Annotated in this window: 13 protein-coding genes; 5 read left to right on the top strand and 8 right to left on the bottom strand. The window is 67.7% G+C overall.

Annotation, left to right across the window (positions count from 1 at the left end; translation table 11 throughout):
- The first annotated feature begins 121 nt into the window (after positions 1-121).
- Positions 122-3,499, top strand: a complete 3,378-nt coding sequence (locus tag ACWCIA_RS17410) for an MHYT domain-containing protein (protein ID WP_454165237.1) — start codon at positions 122-124, stop codon at positions 3,497-3,499.
- Positions 3,499-4,494: a response regulator gene (locus tag ACWCIA_RS17405; protein ID WP_454165236.1), complete on the top strand. Its 996-nt coding sequence runs from the start codon at positions 3,499-3,501 to the stop codon at positions 4,492-4,494. Before ACWCIA_RS17410 ends, ACWCIA_RS17405 begins: the two co-directional genes overlap by 1 nt.
- A 115-nt stretch (positions 4,495-4,609) precedes the next feature.
- On the opposite strand, the gene ACWCIA_RS17400 is transcribed toward ACWCIA_RS17405, so the two are convergent.
- From ACWCIA_RS17400 to ACWCIA_RS17375, 6 genes are all read right to left on the bottom strand, one after another.
- The gene (locus ACWCIA_RS17400; RefSeq protein ID WP_454165234.1) at positions 4,610-5,785 is read right to left on the bottom strand and encodes a glycosyltransferase family 4 protein; all 1,176 of its coding nucleotides are present in this window, start codon (positions 5,783-5,785) and stop codon (positions 4,610-4,612) included.
- A 25-nt stretch (positions 5,786-5,810) separates the two neighbouring features.
- Positions 5,811-5,975 (bottom strand): hypothetical protein, encoded by a 165-nt coding sequence (locus tag ACWCIA_RS17395; protein WP_454165233.1) that lies wholly within the window; start codon positions 5,973-5,975, stop codon positions 5,811-5,813.
- 2 nt (positions 5,976-5,977) lie between these two features.
- The gene (locus ACWCIA_RS17390; protein WP_454165232.1) at positions 5,978-6,928 is read right to left on the bottom strand and encodes an NAD-dependent epimerase/dehydratase family protein; all 951 of its coding nucleotides are present in this window, start codon (positions 6,926-6,928) and stop codon (positions 5,978-5,980) included.
- A gap of 1 nt (position 6,929) precedes the next feature.
- Positions 6,930-7,976: a GDP-mannose 4,6-dehydratase gene (gmd, locus tag ACWCIA_RS17385; protein WP_454165230.1), complete on the bottom strand. Its 1,047-nt coding sequence runs from the start codon at positions 7,974-7,976 to the stop codon at positions 6,930-6,932.
- Positions 7,977-8,251: 275 nt separating this feature from the next.
- The gene (locus ACWCIA_RS17380) at positions 8,252-10,564 is read right to left on the bottom strand and encodes an NADP-dependent malic enzyme (RefSeq protein ID WP_454165228.1); all 2,313 of its coding nucleotides are present in this window, start codon (positions 10,562-10,564) and stop codon (positions 8,252-8,254) included.
- 153 nt (positions 10,565-10,717) lie between these two features.
- Positions 10,718-11,206, bottom strand: coding sequence for a hypothetical protein (locus ACWCIA_RS17375; protein ID WP_454165226.1), 489 nt, complete (start codon positions 11,204-11,206; stop codon positions 10,718-10,720).
- 122 nt (positions 11,207-11,328) lie between these two features.
- Here ACWCIA_RS17375 and thiL point away from each other — a divergent pair, with 122 nt between their 5' ends.
- Positions 11,329-12,306, top strand: a complete 978-nt coding sequence (gene thiL / locus ACWCIA_RS17370) for a thiamine-phosphate kinase (protein WP_454165224.1) — start codon at positions 11,329-11,331, stop codon at positions 12,304-12,306.
- 154 nt (positions 12,307-12,460) lie between these two features.
- On the opposite strand, the gene ACWCIA_RS17365 is transcribed toward thiL, so the two are convergent.
- Both ACWCIA_RS17365 and ACWCIA_RS17360 read right to left on the bottom strand, forming a co-directional pair.
- Positions 12,461-15,079 (bottom strand): EAL domain-containing protein, encoded by a 2,619-nt coding sequence (locus tag ACWCIA_RS17365; protein WP_454165222.1) that lies wholly within the window; start codon positions 15,077-15,079, stop codon positions 12,461-12,463.
- Positions 15,076-17,109 carry an ATP-binding protein gene (locus tag ACWCIA_RS17360; RefSeq protein ID WP_454165220.1) on the bottom strand — a complete coding sequence of 678 codons (2,034 nt, stop codon included), beginning with the start codon at positions 17,107-17,109 and terminating at the stop codon, positions 15,076-15,078. The genes ACWCIA_RS17365 and ACWCIA_RS17360 overlap by 4 nt, the downstream gene beginning before the upstream one ends.
- 334 nt (positions 17,110-17,443) lie before the next feature.
- Between ACWCIA_RS17360 and ACWCIA_RS17355 the strand changes: the two genes are divergently transcribed.
- Both ACWCIA_RS17355 and ACWCIA_RS17350 read left to right on the top strand, forming a co-directional pair.
- The gene (locus ACWCIA_RS17355) at positions 17,444-17,926 is read left to right on the top strand and encodes a CinA family protein (RefSeq protein ID WP_454165268.1); all 483 of its coding nucleotides are present in this window, start codon (positions 17,444-17,446) and stop codon (positions 17,924-17,926) included.
- A gap of 67 nt (positions 17,927-17,993) precedes the next feature.
- Positions 17,994-18,905, top strand: a complete 912-nt coding sequence (locus ACWCIA_RS17350) for a metallophosphoesterase family protein (RefSeq protein ID WP_454165218.1) — start codon at positions 17,994-17,996, stop codon at positions 18,903-18,905.
- The last annotated feature ends 1 nt before the right edge of the window (position 18,906 follow it).

Below are 18,906 nucleotides of genomic sequence, written 5' to 3'. Positions count from 1 at the left end.
CGACACAAATGTGAAATATCGGCAATTTCGGCAGATTCCTGCAACACTTTCCTTATGGAAAATGTCATACTGACGAAATGCCCGCGTCCGCCCCCGACGCCCTCCTGCCCGGATTCTCCCCATGTCGCTTTTCCTCCTGCCCGACGACCCGTCGCTCCTGAGCTACGGCATCTACGACCCCAAGCTGGTGCTGCTGTCGATCGTGATGGCAATCTTCGCCTCCTGGATGGGCCTGCAGATCGCCGGCCAGGCGCGCCAGCAGACCCGCCTGCGCACGGTCTTCCTGCTGACCGGCAGCCTCGCGCTCGGCGCCGGCGTCTGGGCCATGCACTTCATCGGCATGCTGGCCTTTAACCTGTGCACCCAGGTCGATTACGACCCGATGATCACCATCCTGTCGAGCCTGCCGAGCATCGCCGCCTCGTTCGTGGCGCTGACCCTGATCGCGCGCGAGCGCATCGGCAGCGGCACCCTGGTGCTGGGCGGCGTGCTGGTGGGGGCCGGCATCGGCGCCATGCACTACGCCGGCATGGCCGGCATGCGCACGAGCCTGGACCTGCTCTACGACCCGCTGACCTTCGGCCTGTCGATCGTGGTCGCCGTGGTGCTGGCCACCCTCGCCCTGTGGGTGCGCTTCGGCCTGACCCGCTTCGCTTCGCTGAGCGAAGGCCGCCGCCTGCTGCTGGCGGCCATCGTCATGGGCTGCGCGATCGCCGGCATGCACTACACCGGCATGGCTGCCGCCCGTTTCGTCGGCAGCGTCGCCGCCGACGCCGCCGTCGCTTCCGACACTACCTACCTGGCGCTGGGCATCGCGCTGATCACGGTGCTGTTCACCGGCGTCGTGCTGGCCGCGAATGGCCTGCTGCGCTACCGCCAGCTGTACACCGAACTGTCGCGCAGCGAAGCCTGGATGCGCGCCCTGCTTACCACGACCGTGGACGCGGTCATTACCATCGACCGCGAAGGCACGATCGAGGAATTCAACGCCTCGGCCGAGAAGATCTTCGGCTGGCGCCGCGACGAAATCATCGGCGGCAACATCCGCCTCCTGATGACCGAGGAGGAACGCAGCGGCAAACAGGGACTGCTCGCCTACCTGCGCGATCCCGCCGCCAATCCGGCGCCCAACAACGAAGAGCTGGTGGCCCTGCGCCGCGACGGCAGCCTGGTGCCGATCCGCGGCGCCGTCGGCCATGCGCGCCTGGGAGAGCGCGAGCTGTTCGTCTGCTTCATTACCGACGTCACCGAGCGGCGCGAGATGATCGGCGCGCTGCGCGCCAGCGAGAACCAGTTCCGCTCCCTGATCGGCACCATCCCCGGCATCTCCTACCGCAGCCGCATCGAAGGCGCGCATCCGATGGTGTTCATCAGCGACGCCGTCGAGCGCGTGGCCGGCTACCCGGCACGCGACTTCATCGGCGACCCGCCAGGTGGCGCCGCGCGCCGTTCTTTCGGTGCCCTGATCCACGCTGCCGACCGCGTGCGCGTGTCGGAGGCGATTCAAACGGCGCTGGCGGAAGAGCGCCCCTACCTGGTCGAGTACCGCCTGCTGCACGCCGACGGCAGCACCCGCTGGCTGTGGGAAAACGGCACCGGCGTGCGCAACGAGGCGGGCGAGCTGACCTGGCTCGACGGCGTGATCCTCGACATCACCGAGCGCCGCACGATGGAGGAAGCGCTGCGCGAAGCCAAGGAAGCGGCCGAGCAGGCCGCCGCCGCGCGCGCCACCTTCGTCGCCAACATGAGCCACGAGATCCGCACGCCGATGAATTCGATCCTCGGCTTCACCGACGTGCTGCTCGACGGCGAACTGGCGCCGGAGCAGCGCCGCCACCTCGACACGGTGCGCAACGCCGGCCGCTCGCTGCTGCGCCTCCTGAACGAAATCCTCGACACCGCGAAGCTGGAAAAAGGCGCGGTCGAACTCGAGATCAACGATTTCAACCTGCTGTCGCTGATCGACGAGCTGTCCTCGACCCTGGCCGCCAACGCCCGCGCCAAGGGCTTGCAAGTCGACATCCACTACGACCCGGCGCTGCCGACCAACCTGCGCGGCGACGAGCTGCGCATCCGCCAGGTGCTCACCAACCTGCTCGACAACGCGATCAAGTTCACGGCCAGCGGCAGCGTGACCTTGCGCGCCGAGCCGCAGGGCGACCAGCTGCATTTCGCCGTGACCGACACCGGCATCGGCATCGCCCCCGAGCGCCTGCAGGCGATCTTCGACCCCTTCACCCAGGCCGACGCCTCGATGACGCGCCGCTTCGGCGGCACCGGCCTGGGCACCACGATCAGCAAGCAGCTGGTCGAGCTGATGGGCGGGAAGATCTGGGCCGAGAGCACCGTCGGGCAAGGCACCACCTTCCACGTGCTGCTGCCGCTGGTGGTGGCGCGCTTCGCGCCGCAGCAGGCGCGCGTGCGCACCGCCTGCGCCCTGCCGCCGCTGCGCGTGCTGGCCGCCGACGACGTGCCGCAGAACCTGGAACTGCTGCAGCTGCTGATGGCGCGCCGCGGCCACACGATGACGGCGGTCTCGGACGGCGCCGCCGTGGTCGAGATGGCCGCGCGCGAGGACTTCGACCTGATCCTGATGGATTTCCAGATGCCGGTCCTCGACGGCCTGCGCGCCACGCGCCTGATCCGCGAACAGGCCGAGGCCGCCGGCCGGGCGCGCGTGCCGGTGATCGCCATGACCGCCAGCGTCCTGCTCGAGCACCGCCGCGCGGCCGCCGAAGTCGGCATGGACGGCTTTGCGTCGAAACCGGTCGACTGGACCACGCTGTCGCACGAGATCGCGCGGGTGCTCGGCCTGGGCGCAGATAACGCAGCAGCCGACGCCGCCCCGAAAATCGATCGCCAGGTACTGAACCGCCCGGGCGGCCTGCACCGCTGGGGCGGCAACGAGGATGCCTACCGCGAGGCGCTCGAACACTTCCACAGCCAGCACGCCCTGCTGCCGCAGTTCCTGCGCGGCTTTGCCGACGCGGCCGACTATCCGTCGCTGCGCATGCTGGCGCACAAGGCGCGCGGCGTCGCGGCCAACATCGCGCTCGAACTGCTGGCCGACGCACTGGGCGAACTGGAAACCCTGGCCGAAGGCGACAAGGGCAGCGGACTGGCCAGCCTGGCGCTGCTGCCGGAGGCGCTCGCCAGGGTCGACGCCGCCCACGAAGCGGCGCTGCTGATGATCCGCGCCGAACGCCCGGCGCAGGCGCCGGTAGCGGCGGCGGCGGTATCGTCCTTCGACCTGCCGCGTGCGCGCCGCGCCGGGCGCGTGCTGCACGAGGTCCTGGGCCGCGGCGCGCTCGACGACGCCGCGCTCGCCGGCCTGGCCGCCGCGCTGGCCGGCCACCCGCTTGCCGCCCGCATCACGCAGGTGCAGGCGGCGCTTGCCGATTTCGATTTCGACCTCGCCCAGCAGCAGCTCGACGCGGTGCTCAATGCACTCGATGCGCTCGGCGGGCAGGATGACACTACACCACAGGAAACGATGTAATGAGTACGACCAGTAATCGCCCGCTGATCCTGGCGGTCGACGACGAAGCCAGCAACCTGCAACTGCTGCGCCAGATCCTGCAGGACCACTACCGCCTGCTGTTCGCCAAGGACGGCGCACGGGCGCTGGAACTGGCGCACAAGGAGAAGCCCGACCTGATCCTGCTCGACGTGATGATGCCGGGGATGAGCGGCTACGAAGTGTGCGCCGCCCTGAAGGCCAGCCCGGAGACGGCGCCAATCCCGGTGGTGTTCGTCACGGCGCTGAACGACACCGCCGACGAGCTGGAGGGATTCGAGGCCGGCGCGGTCGACTACATCACCAAGCCGGTCAGCCCGCCGGTGGTGCGCGCGCGCGTGCGCACCCATTTATCCCTGGTGCGCATGGACGAACTGAAGGCCTCGCGCCTGGCGATCGTCCAGCGCCTCGGCCTGGCCGCGGAATACAAGGACAACGAGACCGGCCTGCACGTGATCCGCATGAGCCATTTCGCGCGCATCCTGGGCCTGGCGGCCGGCATGAGCGAGCAGGAGGCGGACGACTTGCTGCACGCGGCGCCGATGCACGACGTCGGCAAGATCGGCATCCCCGACCGCATCCTGCAAAAGGCCGGGCCGCTCGATGCGGACGAATGGAAGATCATGCAGAGCCACGCCACGATCGGCGCCGAGATCATCGGCGAGCACGGCGGCGGCATGCTGCAGCTGGCGCACGACATCGCCCTGACCCACCACGAGAAGTACGACGGCAGCGGCTACCCGAATGGGCTGGCCGGCGACGCCATTCCGCTGACCGGGCGCATCGTCGCGATCGCCGACGTGTTCGACGCCCTCACCTCGATCCGCCCGTACAAGCGCGCCTGGAGCGAGGAAGAAGCGGTCGGCTACCTGGTTGAGCAAAAGGGCAAGCACTTCGACCCGGCGCTGGTCGACCTGTTCGTCGCCCAGCTGCCCACGATCCGTACCGTGCGCGAGCGCTGGGCCGAAGCGGCTTAGAGCGCCTAACAAAACCTCCATAGCTGCGTTGCAGCTCCTCGCCGTACCGTCGTACTGTCTTCGTCGCCGCGTCGGGTGGCCGCATCCCTTGCTCTGAAGGTTTTGTTAGGCGCTCTTAATCCGGCGTCTTGGCGGGGGCGGCCAGGCCCGCGGCGCCCGCCACGCCCGGCGTCGCGGCGCGGCGCGCCACCAGTTCCTGATACAGGCCGGTATAGCTGGCCGCCATCTTCGACGCCGTGAAAACTTCCTCGAAGCGCGCGCCGGCACGGGCGCCCATCTCGCGCGCCAGGTCCGGGTTGTCCCACAGCGTGCGCAGCGCCGCGCGCAGCGCCTGCGGATCGGACGGCGGCGTCACCAGCCCCGTCTCTCCGTCGATGTTGATGTAGGTGGTGCCGCTGCCGATGTCGCAGGAGACCATTGGCTTGCCGTACATCGCCCCCTCCAGCAGCGAAATCCCGAAGGCCTCCGAGCGCAGGTGCGAGGGGAAGGCCATCGCGTAGCACAGCGTCAGCAGCGCCACCTTGTCGTCCTCGCCGAGCGCGCCGGTGAACAGCACATTCTTCAATCCCAGCTTCTGGGCCTGGGCCTTCAGGGCCGCCTCTTCCGGCCCGGCGCCGACGATGACCACCGGGTAGCCGGTGCCGGCGACCGCTTCGAGCAGCACGTGCAGGCCCTTGTAATAGCGCAGCACGCCGACGAACAGGAAGAACTTCGGGCCGACCTGCTGGCGCCAGTGGGCCAGCCGCGCCGGATCGGGCTGCGGGTAGGTGGACTGGTCGAGGCCATAGGTGATGACGCGGGTCTTGCCGGGGTAGCGCGCCAGCACCGGGGACGACTCCATGTAGTCGGGCGAGGCGGCGACGATGGCGTCGACACTGCGCAGGAAGCGCTGCTTGAGCGGCTGGTACAGGCGCAGCAGATTTTTCTGGCGCACGATGTCGGAGTGGTAGCTCACTACCGTCGGCTTGCGCACGCGCGCCAGGAAATGCGCCAGGTCCATGAACGGCCACGGGAAGTGGTAGTGGACGACGTCGGCCTCGCGCGCGAGGCGCGCCAGGGTGCCGAGGGAGGCGATCGAGCAGGCGTTCGAGGCCAGCTCGAAGTCGAGCGGCACCCGGTGCACGGTGTGGCCCTCGAAAGCGATCGGCGCCAGGTTCTTTTCGCGCGACAGCGACAGCACCGTGTTGGTCACGCCAAGGCGGCCGGTGCCCACGCACAACTGGCGGATGACCTGCTCGATGCCGCCTACGGTGTCCGGGTAGTAGGTTTTATAAAAATGTAGGACGCGCATAGAAACGATCGAAAAACGTAGGAAGTCACCGCAGCGGGCGCAAGGGACGTGGCGCGGCGCGCATCGGCGCCAGCATAGCATCCGGCACGCGCTGGCGGCGCCCCGGGACAGGCAGGGAGAATACGGGGTGGCTGCCCGCCGGTCCGGGTTCGATCATGGTCGTTCCCGGGCCGGCGTTCAGCTCAGGCATGTTCACCCGTGGATCATCCAGCGCAGGGTATCGAACAGCGGCGGCGCAGCGATCGGGCCGATCACGCCGGCCAGCCTGGCATTGCTGCCGGTGAGCGTGAGCACGTCGTTGGCGCGCACGAAGGCCGGGTTGACCTCGACCTCGATGCGGTAGCCTGCGATCTCGGAGGCCATGTCGATGACTTCGCCCAGCGAATGGCTGCGGCCCGAGCACACATTGAAGGCTTCGCCGGCCGGCGCCGCGGCCAGCAGGCGGCGGTAGCTGCGCGCGACCATGCGCACGTCGGAAAAGTCGCGCGCGACCGCCAGGTTGCCCAGTTCGATGCGGCGTTCGCGGCGGCGGAAATGCGCGACGATCTTCGGCAGCAGGAAGTTCTCGCCCTGGCCGGGACCGGTGTAGTTGAACGGCCGCGCGATGACGATCGGCAGCTTGTCCATCCACAGGCGCGCCATGTATTCCATGGCCAGCTTGCTGACGGCGTAGTCGTTGGCCGGCGCCGGCTCGACGCTTTCGTCGATCACCGGCACGCGCGCGTTGCCGTAGATGTTGGCCGACGAGGCCAGCAGCACGCTCGAGGCCTTGTGGCGCGCGCCGGCCAGTGCTTCGAGCAGGTTGCGGGTGCCGACCACGTTGACGCGGTAGATCTGCTCGACATCGCTGTGGCCGACGAAGGCGATGCCGGCCAGGTGCACGACGACGTCCGGCTGCACCTGCTCGACCATCGCGGCGACCGCCGCGCGGTCGCACAAATCGACCGCCAGCACGTCGGTGCCCGCTTCGCCTCCCGGCATGGCGGTGCCGAACACGCGGTAGCCTGCCGCCGCCAGTTCGGCGGCGACGTAGCGGCCGGTGAAGCCGCGCAGGCCGGTGACCAGCGCGCGCCGGCCTGCGCCTTCGCGCGTCGCCGTGTCCGGCTGCAGGTCCGCCTGCCGCTCCAGGGTCGTGGTGCTCATGTCAGAACGAGAAGCCTTGCTTGTTGCGCCGCAGGTCGGCCTCGACCATCATCTGGCACAGCTCTTCCAGCGTGGTCTTCGGCTCCCAGCCCAGTTCGCGGCGGGCTTTTTCCGGGTTACCGATCAGCAGCTCGACTTCGGCCGGACGATAGAACTTCGGCGAAATGCGCACCAGGGTCTTGCCGCTCCTGGCGCAGGTGCCGGTTTCGCTCTCGCCGCTGCCGCTCCACTCGATGGCGATGTCGGCGGCCTTGAAGGCCATCGTGACGAAGTCGCGCACGGTCTCGGTGCGGTTGGTCGCCAGCACGTAGGTGTCCGGCTGTTCGGCCTGCAGCATGCGCCACATGCCTTCCACGTATTCCTTGGCGAAGCCCCAGTCGCGCTTGGCGTCGAGGTTGCCCAGTTCGAGCACGTCGAGCTGGCCCAGGACGATCTTCGCCACCGAGTCGGTGATCTTGCGGGTGACGAACTCGCGGCCGCGCAGCGGCGACTCGTGGTTGAACAGGATGCCCGAGGAGCCGAAGATGCCGTAGCTCTCGCGGTAGTTGATCGTCATCCAGTGGGCGTACAGCTTGGCCACGCCGTAGGGGCTGCGCGGATAGAAGGGCGTGTCCTCGACCTGCGGGATCGCCTGCACCTTGCCGAACATTTCCGAGGTCGACGCCTGGTAGAAGCGGATCTTCGGATTGACGGTGCGGATCGCCTCGAGCAGGTTGACGGCGCCCAGGCCGGTGATCGACGCGGTCGTCAGCGGCTGGTCGAAGGACACGCCGACGAAGCTCTGCGCCGCCAGGTTGTACACCTCATCCGGTTGCGCGCTCTGGATCAGGCGGATGCTCGACGCCAGGTCGGTCAGGTCGTACTCGACCAGCGACAGGTTCGGATGCGCAGCGATGCCGAGTTCCTCGATACGCCAGAAATTGGTCGAGCTGGCACGACGGAAGGTACCGGTAACGTGGTAGCCCTTTTCAAGGAGCAATTCAGCCAAATAGGCGCCATCCTGGCCAGTGATGCCGGTGATGACGGCTTTTTTTGTGGTGTTCTGCATAGGATAAAAATTCCGGATGAGTATCGGTGCGGGGCGAGTACTTTTCTGACAACCCCATATTGTAACAGAGGCCGTTCGGGCTGGACGGGACACGCGTGCGGCATGACAACACCCCGGGCCAGCGCATTATTAGCGAAAATGCCATGCCAAAGGGGCGCGCTTACGGATTGTTACGTATCCCTGGATGGAAAAACAGGCGAGCAAGCTCGCCTGTAGGAGTGTCGCAAGAAAGCGGCGGGCGGCCGGAACTTCCGGCCCTCCTGCCCTCCCCGTCTTTACCGGTTCGACACCGCGTCCACCACGCACAGCGCCGTCATGTTGACGATGCGGCGCACCGTGGCCGACGGCGTCAGGATGTGCACCGGGCGCGCGCAGCCGAGCAGGATCGGGCCGACCGCGATGCCGTTGCCGGCCGCCGTCTTGAGCAGGTTGTACGAGATGTTGGCCGCGTCCATGTTCGGCATGACCAGCAGGTTGGCGTCGCCCTTGAGCGTCGACTGCGGCATGATCTTGGCGCGCATCTTCGAATCGAGCGCGGCGTCGCCGTGCATCTCGCCGTCGACTTCCAGGTTCGGCGCGCGCTGCTGCACCAGCGCCAGCGCGGCGCGCATCTTCTGCGCCGACTCGCTGTTCGACGAGCCGAAGTTCGAATGCGAGAGCAGCGCCACGCGCGGGGTGATGCCGAAACGCTCGAGCTCCTCGGCCGCCATGATCGTCATCTCGGCGATTTCGTCGGCGCTCGGGTTCTCGTTGACGTGGGTGTCGAGGATGGCCAGCTGGCGCTCCGGCGTGATGATGATGTTCATCGCCGCATACACGTTGGCGCCCGAGCGCTTGCCCAGCACCTTGTCGATGAACTCGAGGTGGGTCCAGGTGGTGCCGTAGGTGCCGCAGATCATGCCGTCGGCGTCGCCCTTGTGCACCATCATGGCGCCGATCAGGGTATGGCGGCGGCGCATCGCCAGCTTGGCCATGTCCGCGGTCACGCCCTTGCGCATCACCATCTGGTGGTAGGTCTGCCAGTAGTCGCGGTAGCGCTCGTCGAAGTCGGGATTGATGACGTCGAAGTGCACGCCCTGCTTCAGGCGCAGGCCGAACTTCTCGATGCGTTTTTCCAGCACCTCCGGACGGCCGACCAGGATCGGGCGCGCCAGCTTTTCGTCGACCACCACCTGCACCGCGCGCAGCACGCGCTCGTCCTCGCCCTCGGCGTAGACGATGCGCTTGATCTCGGCTTGGGCCGCCTTGGCCACCGAGAACAGCGGCTTCATGAAGGTGCCGCTGCGGTAGACGAACTGCTGCAGGCTCTCGGCGTAGGCTTCCATGTCCGTGATAGGACGCGTGGCGACGCCGCCCTCCTGCGCGGCTTTCGCCACCGCAGGCGCGATGTGGGTCAGCAGGCGCGGGTCGAAGGGCATCGGGATCAGGTATTCCGGGCCGAAGGACAGGTTGGCGATGCCGTAGGCCGAGGCGACGATGTCCGACTGCTCGGCGTGCGCCAGGTCGGCGATCGCATGCACCACCGCGATTTCCATTTCGCGGGTGATGGTGGTCGCGCCGCAGTCGAGCGCGCCGCGGAACATGTAGGGGAAGCACAGGACGTTGTTGACCTGGTTCGGGTAATCCGAACGGCCGGTGGCGATGATCGCATCGCTGCGCACCGCCTTCGCATCCTCAGGCAGGATTTCCGGATTGGGATTCGCCAGCGCCAGGATCAGCGGGTTCGGCGCCATGGTGGCGACCATGTCCTGCTTCAGCACGCCGCCGGCCGACAGGCCGAGGAAGATGTCGGCGCCGGGAATGACTTCGGTCAGGGTGCGCAGCCCGGTCTCTTGCGCGAAGCGTTCCTTGTCCGGGTCCATCAGCTCCGTGCGGCCTTTGTAGACCACGCCAGCCAGGTCGGTGACGAAGATGTTCTCGATCGGGAAGCCGAGGTCGACGATCAGGTCGAGGCAGGCCAGGGCGGCGGCGCCCGCGCCCGAGACGACCAGCTTGCAGTGCTTGATGTCCTTGCCGACGACCTTCAGGCCGTTCAGGATGGCGGCGCCGACGATGATGGCGGTGCCGTGCTGGTCGTCGTGGAAGACCGGGATCTGCATCCGCTCGCGCAGTTTGCGCTCGATGTAGAAGCACTCGGGCGCCTTGATGTCTTCCAGGTTCACGCCGCCGAAAGTCGGCTCGAGCGCGGCGATGATGTCGACCAGTTTGTCGGGGTCGTTTTCGTTGATCTCGATGTCGAAGACGTCGATCCCGGCGAACTTCTTGAAGAGCACGCCCTTGCCTTCCATGACGGGCTTGGACGCCAGCGGGCCGATATTGCCCAGGCCGAGCACGGCGGTGCCGTTCGAGATGACGGCCACCAGGTTGCCGCGCGCCGTGTATTTATACGATGCCGCCGGATCCTTGACGATTTCCTCGCAAGGGGCTGCCACGCCCGGCGAATAGGCCAGGGCCAGGTCGCGCTGGTTCAGCAGGCCCTTGGTGGCCGTGACGCTGATCTTGCCCGGGCGGGGAAACTGGTGGTATTCGAGCGCTGCAGCACGCAGTTGTTGGCGACGTTCTTCTTTTTTGTCCGATGACGAATCCATGCTATGCAGCCTTCCTGAACTTAGAGGGGAACCTCCAATTTTATCAGAGCCACCATTGTTGCCGACTACGTATTTTCCACTTCCGCCATTCCATAAGCTCGGCTGATAAATGACAGCGCCATATAAGCCAAGCCTATGGAAGGGCCGGACCGCTCAGATCAGGGCGATCTGGTCGGCCTGGGTGACCTTGATGTGGGTCTGGAAATAGAACTGGCCGGTCGTCTGCTCCTGCCCGCGCGACGGCTCGCCCAGGCTGCCGGTGACTTTTTGTGCCACCTGTTCCATGCGCACGCGGACCGCGGCGCCGGACACGACGATCTGGCGGCCGGCCAGCACCTGGTCGAGCTTGCCGCCAAACCGCGCCTCGAGCTGTTCGCGCACCTGCGGCGTGACGCGCAGGGTCAGGCAGCGCGGATCGCGGTAATCCGGCTCCGACAGGATGAAGCTGTCTTCGCCGTTCGAGCCGACCCCTTTGACTTCGAAGGTGAACGTGCCCTTGAAGCCGCGCGAGTTGACGCGGCTCGCTTTTTCCGCGGCTTCGGCCGGCGTCAATGGCCGCTGTTCTTCCTGGGCCTGCACCCCTTGCGCCGCCAGCATCGCCAACACCAGCACCAGTCCCTTCGTCCATCCGTTATGCATCATGGTCTCCTCCGAAAAACCATGATGTTGCCATTTATTAAGTATCGAATGTGCACACATTGTCACGCGGACGGCCCCGCACCAACGCGGCTGTGCCGGCGCGGCCACGCGCGATAGAATCGGGGATGCTCTCCGAATTCGACCTCATCAAACAATACTTCCGCCGCGCCCGTAGTGGCCACCCTGGCCACGCCGTGCTCGGCATCGGCGACGACTGCGCCCTGCTCGCCCCCACGCCCGGCATGCAGATGGCCATTTCGACCGACATGCTGATCGAGGGCCGGCATTTCTTTGCCGGCGCCGATGCGCGCATGCTGGGCCACAAATGCCTGGCCGTGAATCTGTCCGACCTGGCCGCCATGGGCGCGCGCCCGGTCGGTTTTACGCTGGGCCTGTCCCTGCCCGGCGTCGACCCCGAATGGCTGGAAGCCTTTTCGAACGGCCTGTTCGCGCTGGCCGACCTGCATGACTGCGAGCTGGTCGGCGGCGACACCACGCGCGGGCCGCTGGCCATTTCCATCACCGTCTTCGGCGAGATCGCGCCCGGCCACGCGCTGCGCCGCGACGCCGCCCGCGCCGGCCACGACATCTGGATCTCGGGCACGCTGGGCGATGCGCGCCTGGCCCTGGCCGGCTACTGGAAAGAGCTGACCCTGGCGCCGGAGCAGCATGCGCTGGCCGCCACCCGCATGCACATGCCGGCCCCGCGCATCGAACTCGGACGCGCCCTGGCCGCGCTGCCGGTGGCGCACGCCGCGCTCGACATCTCCGACGGGCTCGTGGGCGACCTGGGGCACATCCTGGAAGCGTCGAAGGTCGGTGCCACGCTGGGCGTGGACGCGCTGCCGGCCGGCCCCGCGCTGGCCCGGCAACCGCTCTCCCTGCGCCGCCGCTTCACGCTTGCCGGCGGCGACGACTACGAACTGTGCTTCACCGCTCCCGCCGCCCAGCGCGACGCCGTCCTCGCGGCCGCCGCCATGGCCTGCACCGCGGTCACGCGCGTCGGCACCATCGACGCCCAGCCGGGGTTGCGCTTCGTCGATGCGGCCGGCAAGCCGCTGCAGATGGATGTCAAAGGGTGGGACCACTTCGGCGACGAATGATGCTTCCGTGGCGCTGGACGTAGGGTGGACGGCTCCACCCAGGACGGTGCATCCCCGCGGTTTTCGCGCCGTCCACGCGTTCAACGGACGCATGCATGTTCGCGAGGTTTCCGGAGCCGGCTGAACGCGTGGACGGCATCACCGTCGCGGCCCCTCACATGTACCGTGCCGAGCCGTCCACCCTACGCGCCTGCTCGGCAGCGCCGCCCTCCTCCGTCCGCGGCACCTTGCGATCGTCATACGGCCCGTGCTCCATCCAGTAATGGCGGAACGCCAGCCTCACGTTGTCGCGCAGTTCGGCGTCGTTCCAGGGCTTGGTATAGAACTTGTAGATCGCCCCGCGGTTGATCGAGTCGAGCACGGTGCGCACGCCGGTGTGGGCGGACAAGATGATGCGCATGGTGTCCGGGTACATCTCCTTCACCTTGCTCAGGAACTCGGTGCCGCTCATGGCCGGCATGCGCTGGTCGCACATCACCACCTGCACCCGGTACACCGCCAGCAGCTCGAAGGCCTCGGTCGGCGTCGCGGCCGTCAGCACCCGGTAGTTGTCGCGCCTGAACAGGCGGTGCAGCGCGGAGAGGGTGTCGGCGTCGTCGTCGACCACCAGCAGGGTCTGGACGCTGCTGTCGTCGCCCGTCGGCTTGCTCGGGCTCTCGCGGTTCTCACGCACCAGCCGTGCCAGGTCGGCCGCCGGCAGCGCGCGCGCGAAATGAAAGCCCTGGATCTCGTCGCAGCGGTGGCGCCGCAAATACGCCATCTGCGCGCGCGTCTCGACTCCTTCGGCGATCACCTGCATGTGCAGGCTGTGCGCCATGCTGATGATCGCCAGCGCGATGGCCGCGTCGTCCGGATTGGTGACGATGTCGCGCACGAATGCGATGTCGATTTTCAGCTTGTCGATCGGGAAGCGCTTCAGGTAGGCCAGGCTCGAGTAGCCGGTGCCGAAGTCGTCGATCGCGATCCGGATGCCCAGGGCCTTGAGGCGCTCGAGCACGTCGATGGTGCGCTCGGCGTTGGTCATCAGGGCGCTTTCGGTCAGCTCCAGTTCCAGCATGCCCGGCTCGATGCCGTGGCGTTCGATCGCGGCGCGCACCACGCCCTCGAGGTCGCCCTCGACGAACTGGCGGCTCGAGACGTTGACGGCGACCCGCACCTCGCGCACGCCCTGCGCTTCCCAGGCGGCGATCTGGCGGCAGGCCTCGTCGATGATCCAGTCGCCGATGCGCACCACCATCCCGGTCTCTTCCAGCACCGGCACGAATTCGGCCGGGTAGACCAGGCCGTGGCCGGGGCGCTCCCAGCGCAGCAGCGCCTCGACTCCGCACACGCGGCCGGTGGAGAGTTCCAGCTTGGGCTGGTAGTGCAGCACGAACTGGCTGCCGTCGAGCGCGCCGCGCAGCGCCACCTCCAGGTCCAGGCGCGCCAGCACCTGCACGTTCATGCCGGCCGTGAAGAAGCGGTAGCCGTCGCGCCCGGCCTCCTTGGCGCGCACCATCGCCGTATCGGCGTATTTCACCAGCGTGCCCGGGTCGACCGCGTCGTCCGGATAGACGGCGATGCCGATGCTGGCGGTGAGTACCGCCTGCTGGCCATCGAGCTCGAACGGTGTCCGCAGGGCTTCGCGGATCTCGTTGGCCACGTGCGCCGGCTCGTCCTGCTGCTCGCGCGTCATGTTCAGGATCACGGCGAATTCGTCGCCACCGAGGCGGCCGACGGCGTCGCGCAGGTCCATCACGCGCACCAGGCGGTTCGAAAATTCGCGCAGCAGCTCGTCGCCCAAGAGCGGCCCGAGCGAATCGTTGACGATCTTAAAACGGTCGAGCGTGATGAACAGCACCGCCACGCGCCAGGCCTTGTCCTGGGCCAGCTCGATGGTCTCGCGCAGGTTCTGGAAGAACAGGGTGCGGTTCGGCAGGCCGGTCAGCGCGTCGAAGCTGGCCGCGTGCTTCAGGCGCCGCTCCGCCTGGCGGCGCTCGCTGATGTCGCGCGCCACCGCGATCAGGAGCTTGCTGGTGCCCGCCTCCTGCCACTGCCAGCTGATCTCGACCGGCACCGCGCCTTCGCCGCCGGCGCGCAGCAGTTCGGTCTCGCTGATGTCGGTCTCATGAAAGGCGCCCTCCGTCACCAAATGGCGTTCGAGCTGGGCGGCGGTGGTCAGTCCCAGCGCCACCGGATCGATGCGCAGCAGGGCTTCGCGCGAAAAACCGAGCATGCGGCAAGCGCCGTCGCTCACGTCCACCAGCGCCAGGCTGGCCGCGTCGACCAGGAAGATGCCGTCGGTGGTGGCGTCCATCGCGCTGCGAAAACGCGCCAGCGCCGAGGTCCGCTCGCGCACGGTGCGCTCGAGCTGCACGCCGTACTCCTGCGACTCGCGGTGCATCAGGCGCATCTCGAGCAGGTTGCGGATGCGCGTCATGACCTCGACCGTGTCGAGCGGCTTGCCGATGAAGTCGCGCGCGCCCGCTTCCAGCGCGGCCAGCTTCTTGTCCGGCTCGGCCGTCACCACCAGCACCGGCAGCCAGGATTCGCTCTCGAGCGGTTTCAAGGCCTCCATCACCTGGAAGCCGTCCATGCCCGGCATGTGCAGGTCGAGGATGATCAGGTCGAAGCGGTATTTCAGGTGCAGCGACACCACCTGGCGCGGGTCGAGCGTGCTGTAGACGTTCTCGTAGCCGGTGGTTTTGAGCAGGTATTCGAGCAGCTGCACGTTGACCGGCTGGTCGTCCACGACCAGCACACGCGCGCGGCGGATGTCGGCGGGCGTGATCATGCGGCCGGATCTCCGGTAACTGCGCCTTCCCCGGTTCCCTTCAGGTGCGCGAGGGTGCCGTCGATCGCCTCGTTGAAGCGGTCGATGTCGATCGGCTTGGTGAGGTAGCGGAAGAAGCCGGCCTCGATGCCGCGCTCGACGTCGCTCGCCATTGCGTTCGCGGTCAGCGCGATCACGGGGATGGCGCTGGTACGGGCGTCGCGCCGCAGCTCCTTGAGCACGTCGAGTCCGCTCATGCCGGGCAGGTTCAGGTCCATCAGGATGATCTCCGGGCGGTGCGTGCGCGCCAGCGACAGGCCGAGCGGGCCGTCGCCGGCCGCCAGCAGGCGCAAGTCAGGCCGGAAGCGCACGATTTCCTCCACCAGTTTCAGGTTTGCAGGGTTGTCCTCGACATACAGCAGCAAATGCGGTTCGCCGGCGGCGCGTTCGACCGGCGGTGGCACAGGCTGCGCAATGGCGTCCACCGCGGACGCCAGCGGCGCGGTGCTGGCCAGCTCGATCGAAAACACGCTGCCCACGCTCGGGCTGCTCGTCACGTTGATGGTGCCTCCCATCAGCTCCACCAGGCGGCGCGTCACCACCAGGCCGATGCCGGTGCCTTCCTGCGCCCCGGCTTCCTGGCCCAGCCGGTTGAAGGGCTGGAACAGGCTGTCGACCTGGTCCGGGCGCAGGCCCATGCCCGTGTCCTGCACCGCAATGCGCAGGCGCCCGGGCCCCACCTGCGTGCAATCGAGCACGACAGCGCCGGCATCGCGATTGTACTTGATGGCGTTCGAAAGCAGGTTCAACAGTACCTGCTTGAGGCGGGTGCGGTCGGCCAGCAGCATGGCGCGCGCCTCGTCCGGAAACAGCACGCGCACTCCCCGCGCCGCCGCCATCGGTTCGACCATCGTGCGGCATTCGCGCAGCACCTCGTCGAGGTCCACCGGCTCCATCGACAGCGACACCGTGCCCGACTCTACCTTGGCCAGGTCGAGGATCTCGTTGATCAGGGTGAGCAGGTGCCGCCCGCTTTTCAATATGTGGTTGGCGAATTCCTTCTTCTGCAGGTCGGTGGTCGGCAGCGAGTCCGAGGTCAGGATCTGGGCGAAGCCGAGGATGGCGTTCAGCGGCGTGCGCAGCTCGTGGCTCATCGACGACAGGAAGGCCGACTTGGCCTGGTTGGCGTTGCGCGCCTCGTCGATCGCGTTCGCCAGTTCCGCGTTAGCCAGCGCCAGCTGCAGCGTGCGCTCGTCGACCCGGTGTTCGAGCTGCTCGTTCAGGCGCATGATTTCCTGCTGCGCGAGGGCGCGCTCGTGGGCCTCGCGCACGATTTCCGCGTTCGAGGTTTCCAGCTCGCGGGTGCGCTGCTCGATCTCGACCAGCATGGCGTTGAAGGAATCGGCCAGTTCGGCCGCCTCGCCATTGCCGATGCGCCGCGCCCGGCGCGAATAGTCGCGCGTGGCGACGACCTCGCGCGCGATGTCGGTGATGGCCACGATCGGCGTCGTGATCACGCGCCCGAGGCGGCGCATCAGAAGGTAGGCCACGGCCAGCGCCAGCAGGGTGACGCCGAGCGCGATGCCGAGGTAATCGAAGGTGCGCGCCAGCAGCCGGTTCTCGGCGCGCAGCCAGACCGTGCCGACGGTCTCGCCGTTCTCCACGATGGGGCGGAACAGTTCGAGATCGCCACCGGAGGAATGTGTTCCCGCCGCGCCCGGCCCGGCCGGAAGCGCAGGTGGCACGCCGGCGGCGACATACGAAGCAAACAGGCGCCCGCGCTCGTCGAAGATCGCGGCCGATTTGACCATCGGCCGGGCGCGCAGCAGCGCCAGGTTCTCGCCGGCCAGGCGGGCGTCGTCGAAGGACAGGGCGGCCGAAGTCATGTGCCCGACCAGTTCGGCCTGGGTGGAGAGGTCGTTGACCAGCGAGCGCTGGTAGCTGCGCAGGTCGTAGGCGATGATCAGGCCGACCGAGACCAGCACCGCAGCGAGCGTGGTGGCCATGACGACGGCGACGAGCTTCTTGCGGATCGAGGGCAAGGCGATCACGGTTGCACCGCCCGTGGCCGGCGGCGCCCGACAGGATCAAGCGGCATGGTCATTTTCAAAGAAAAAGCGGCACGAAAAATGCCGCGATGCAGGATAGCAGTCAGGATGAGCGCCGTGTCGCACAACACATATGCATGCGACATTGTACTTTGTCGGACTCGGCCGCCACGCTATCCCCGCGTGTCGTATTTTGGGGTGCGCGGGCCCGTTTTCCATGCAAGTTTGCCACACCGATCCCGGCCGCGGCGCGCTAGAATGGTCAGTGCGCGGCCACCGTTGCCGCTGCCGCCCGCTGCTGCCGGCCGCCGGCGCCCTTAACCTGAAGGAGCTGCACGTGACGAACGACCTGATCGATCTTGCAACGAAAGTGGGCGCGGCGCTGCAGGCCAAACGCCTGGTGCTGGCCACGGCCGAATCGTGCACCGGCGGCGGCGTGTCGCACGCCATCACCGAAATCGCCGGCTCGACCGGCTGGTTCGAGTGCGGCTTCGTGACCTATTCGAATTCCTCGAAAACCGAGCTGCTGGACGTGCCGGCGGCGCTGATCGCCCAGTTCGGCTCGGTCAGCGAGGAAGTCGCCGGCGCCATGGCCGAGGGCGCGCTGTCGAACAGCAACGCCGACGTCGCCGTCTCCACCACCGGCATCGCCGGCCCGACCGGCGCGGTGCCGGGCAAGCCGGTCGGCACGGTGTGCTTCGGCTGGTCGCGCGGCGACAGCACCTATACCGAGCGCCTGGTGTTCCAGGGCGACCGCCAGGCGGTGCGCGAGCAGACGGTGGCGCATGCGCTGCGCGGCCTGCTGCGCTTTGTCGAATGATGCGCGACTAGTGCGGCGCCGGACAGCGCCGCCCCGCCTGCTTGCCGGCCCTGCCTGCGCCTTGTGGATGGCGTTGGCAGTGCACGCCCATGCGGGCGCCGCCCCCGTGTCTGCGCCTGCGCCTGCTACGACGCCTGCCCTGCCCTCCTACACCGTCTATGCCGCCGGCGACATCGCCCGCTGCCGCCATCCCGATGCGCGCTGGTCGGGCGCGGCCGACACGGCTGCCGTGGTGGCGGCCGGCCTGGCGGCCGATCCGTCCGCCGTCGTGCTGACCCTGGGCGACCACACCTACCCGCGCGGCACCGCCGCCGAGTTCGCCAACTGCTACGGCCCGACCTGGGGCCAATTTAAAGACCGCACCTGGCCCTCGCCCGGCAACCACGAGTACTACACCAGGGATGCGGCGCCCTACTTCGCCTATTTCGGCGCGCGCGCCGGGCGCGGCTACTACAGCCTGCGGCTGGGCCACTGGCTCATCGTCTCGCTCGACAGCAACCTGGCGCCGGCGCCGCACGCGGCCCAGCTGGCGTGGCTGAAGGCGGAACTGGAAAAGCACGCAAGTCCGGACTCGGCCGTCAAACCCTGCACGCTGGCCTTCTGGCACCACCCGCTGTACAGTTCCGGCGGACACGGCAGCATGCCGAAGATGCGCGATGCCTGGGCGCTCCTGCACGCGGCCGGCGCCGAACTGGTATTGTCCGGCCACGACCACGATTACGAACGCTTCGCACCGCAGGATGCGCACGGCCGGCTGAACGACACCGGCATGCGCCAGTTCGTGGTCGGCACCGGCGGCGCCTACGCGACACCCTTCCTGCGCTTCGCGCGGCACAGCGAAGCGCGCGACGCCAGCCGCAACGCCGTGCTGCGCCTGCGCCTGCACGCGGGCAGCTATGACTGGGAATTGCTGGAAGCGACCCCACCTTCCCTGCCTAACGCCTCGCCGCCCGACCGCGGCAGCGCGCACTGCCACTGAA

This window comes from Massilia sp. SYSU DXS3249 (assembly GCF_053668055.1).
The sequence above is the reverse complement of the archived record's forward strand: the minus strand, read 5'-3'. Positions and strand labels throughout refer to the sequence as shown.

Bases quoted from the DNA above. Each gene is read 5' to 3' on its own strand.
- ACWCIA_RS17350 (WP_454165218.1), top strand. From the start codon at position 17,994: ATGGCGTTGGCAGTGCACGCCCATGCGGGCGCCGCCCCCGTGTCTGCG.
- ACWCIA_RS17375 (WP_454165226.1), bottom strand. From the start codon at position 11,206: ATGATGCATAACGGATGGACGAAGGGACTGGTGCTGGTGTTGGCGATG.
- ACWCIA_RS17390 (WP_454165232.1), bottom strand. From the start codon at position 6,928: ATGAGCACCACGACCCTGGAGCGGCAGGCGGACCTGCAGCCGGACACG.
- ACWCIA_RS17395 (WP_454165233.1), bottom strand. From the start codon at position 5,975: ATGCCTGAGCTGAACGCCGGCCCGGGAACGACCATGATCGAACCCGGA.
- gmd (WP_454165230.1), bottom strand. From the start codon at position 7,976: ATGCAGAACACCACAAAAAAAGCCGTCATCACCGGCATCACTGGCCAG.
- ACWCIA_RS17365 (WP_454165222.1), bottom strand. From the start codon at position 15,079: ATGATCACGCCCGCCGACATCCGCCGCGCGCGTGTGCTGGTCGTGGAC.
- ACWCIA_RS17380 (WP_454165228.1), bottom strand. From the start codon at position 10,564: ATGGATTCGTCATCGGACAAAAAAGAAGAACGTCGCCAACAACTGCGT.
- ACWCIA_RS17410 (WP_454165237.1), top strand. From the start codon at position 122: ATGTCGCTTTTCCTCCTGCCCGACGACCCGTCGCTCCTGAGCTACGGC.
- ACWCIA_RS17405 (WP_454165236.1), top strand. From the start codon at position 3,499: ATGAGTACGACCAGTAATCGCCCGCTGATCCTGGCGGTCGACGACGAA.
- thiL (WP_454165224.1), top strand. From the start codon at position 11,329: ATGCTCTCCGAATTCGACCTCATCAAACAATACTTCCGCCGCGCCCGT.
- ACWCIA_RS17400 (WP_454165234.1), bottom strand. From the start codon at position 5,785: ATGCGCGTCCTACATTTTTATAAAACCTACTACCCGGACACCGTAGGC.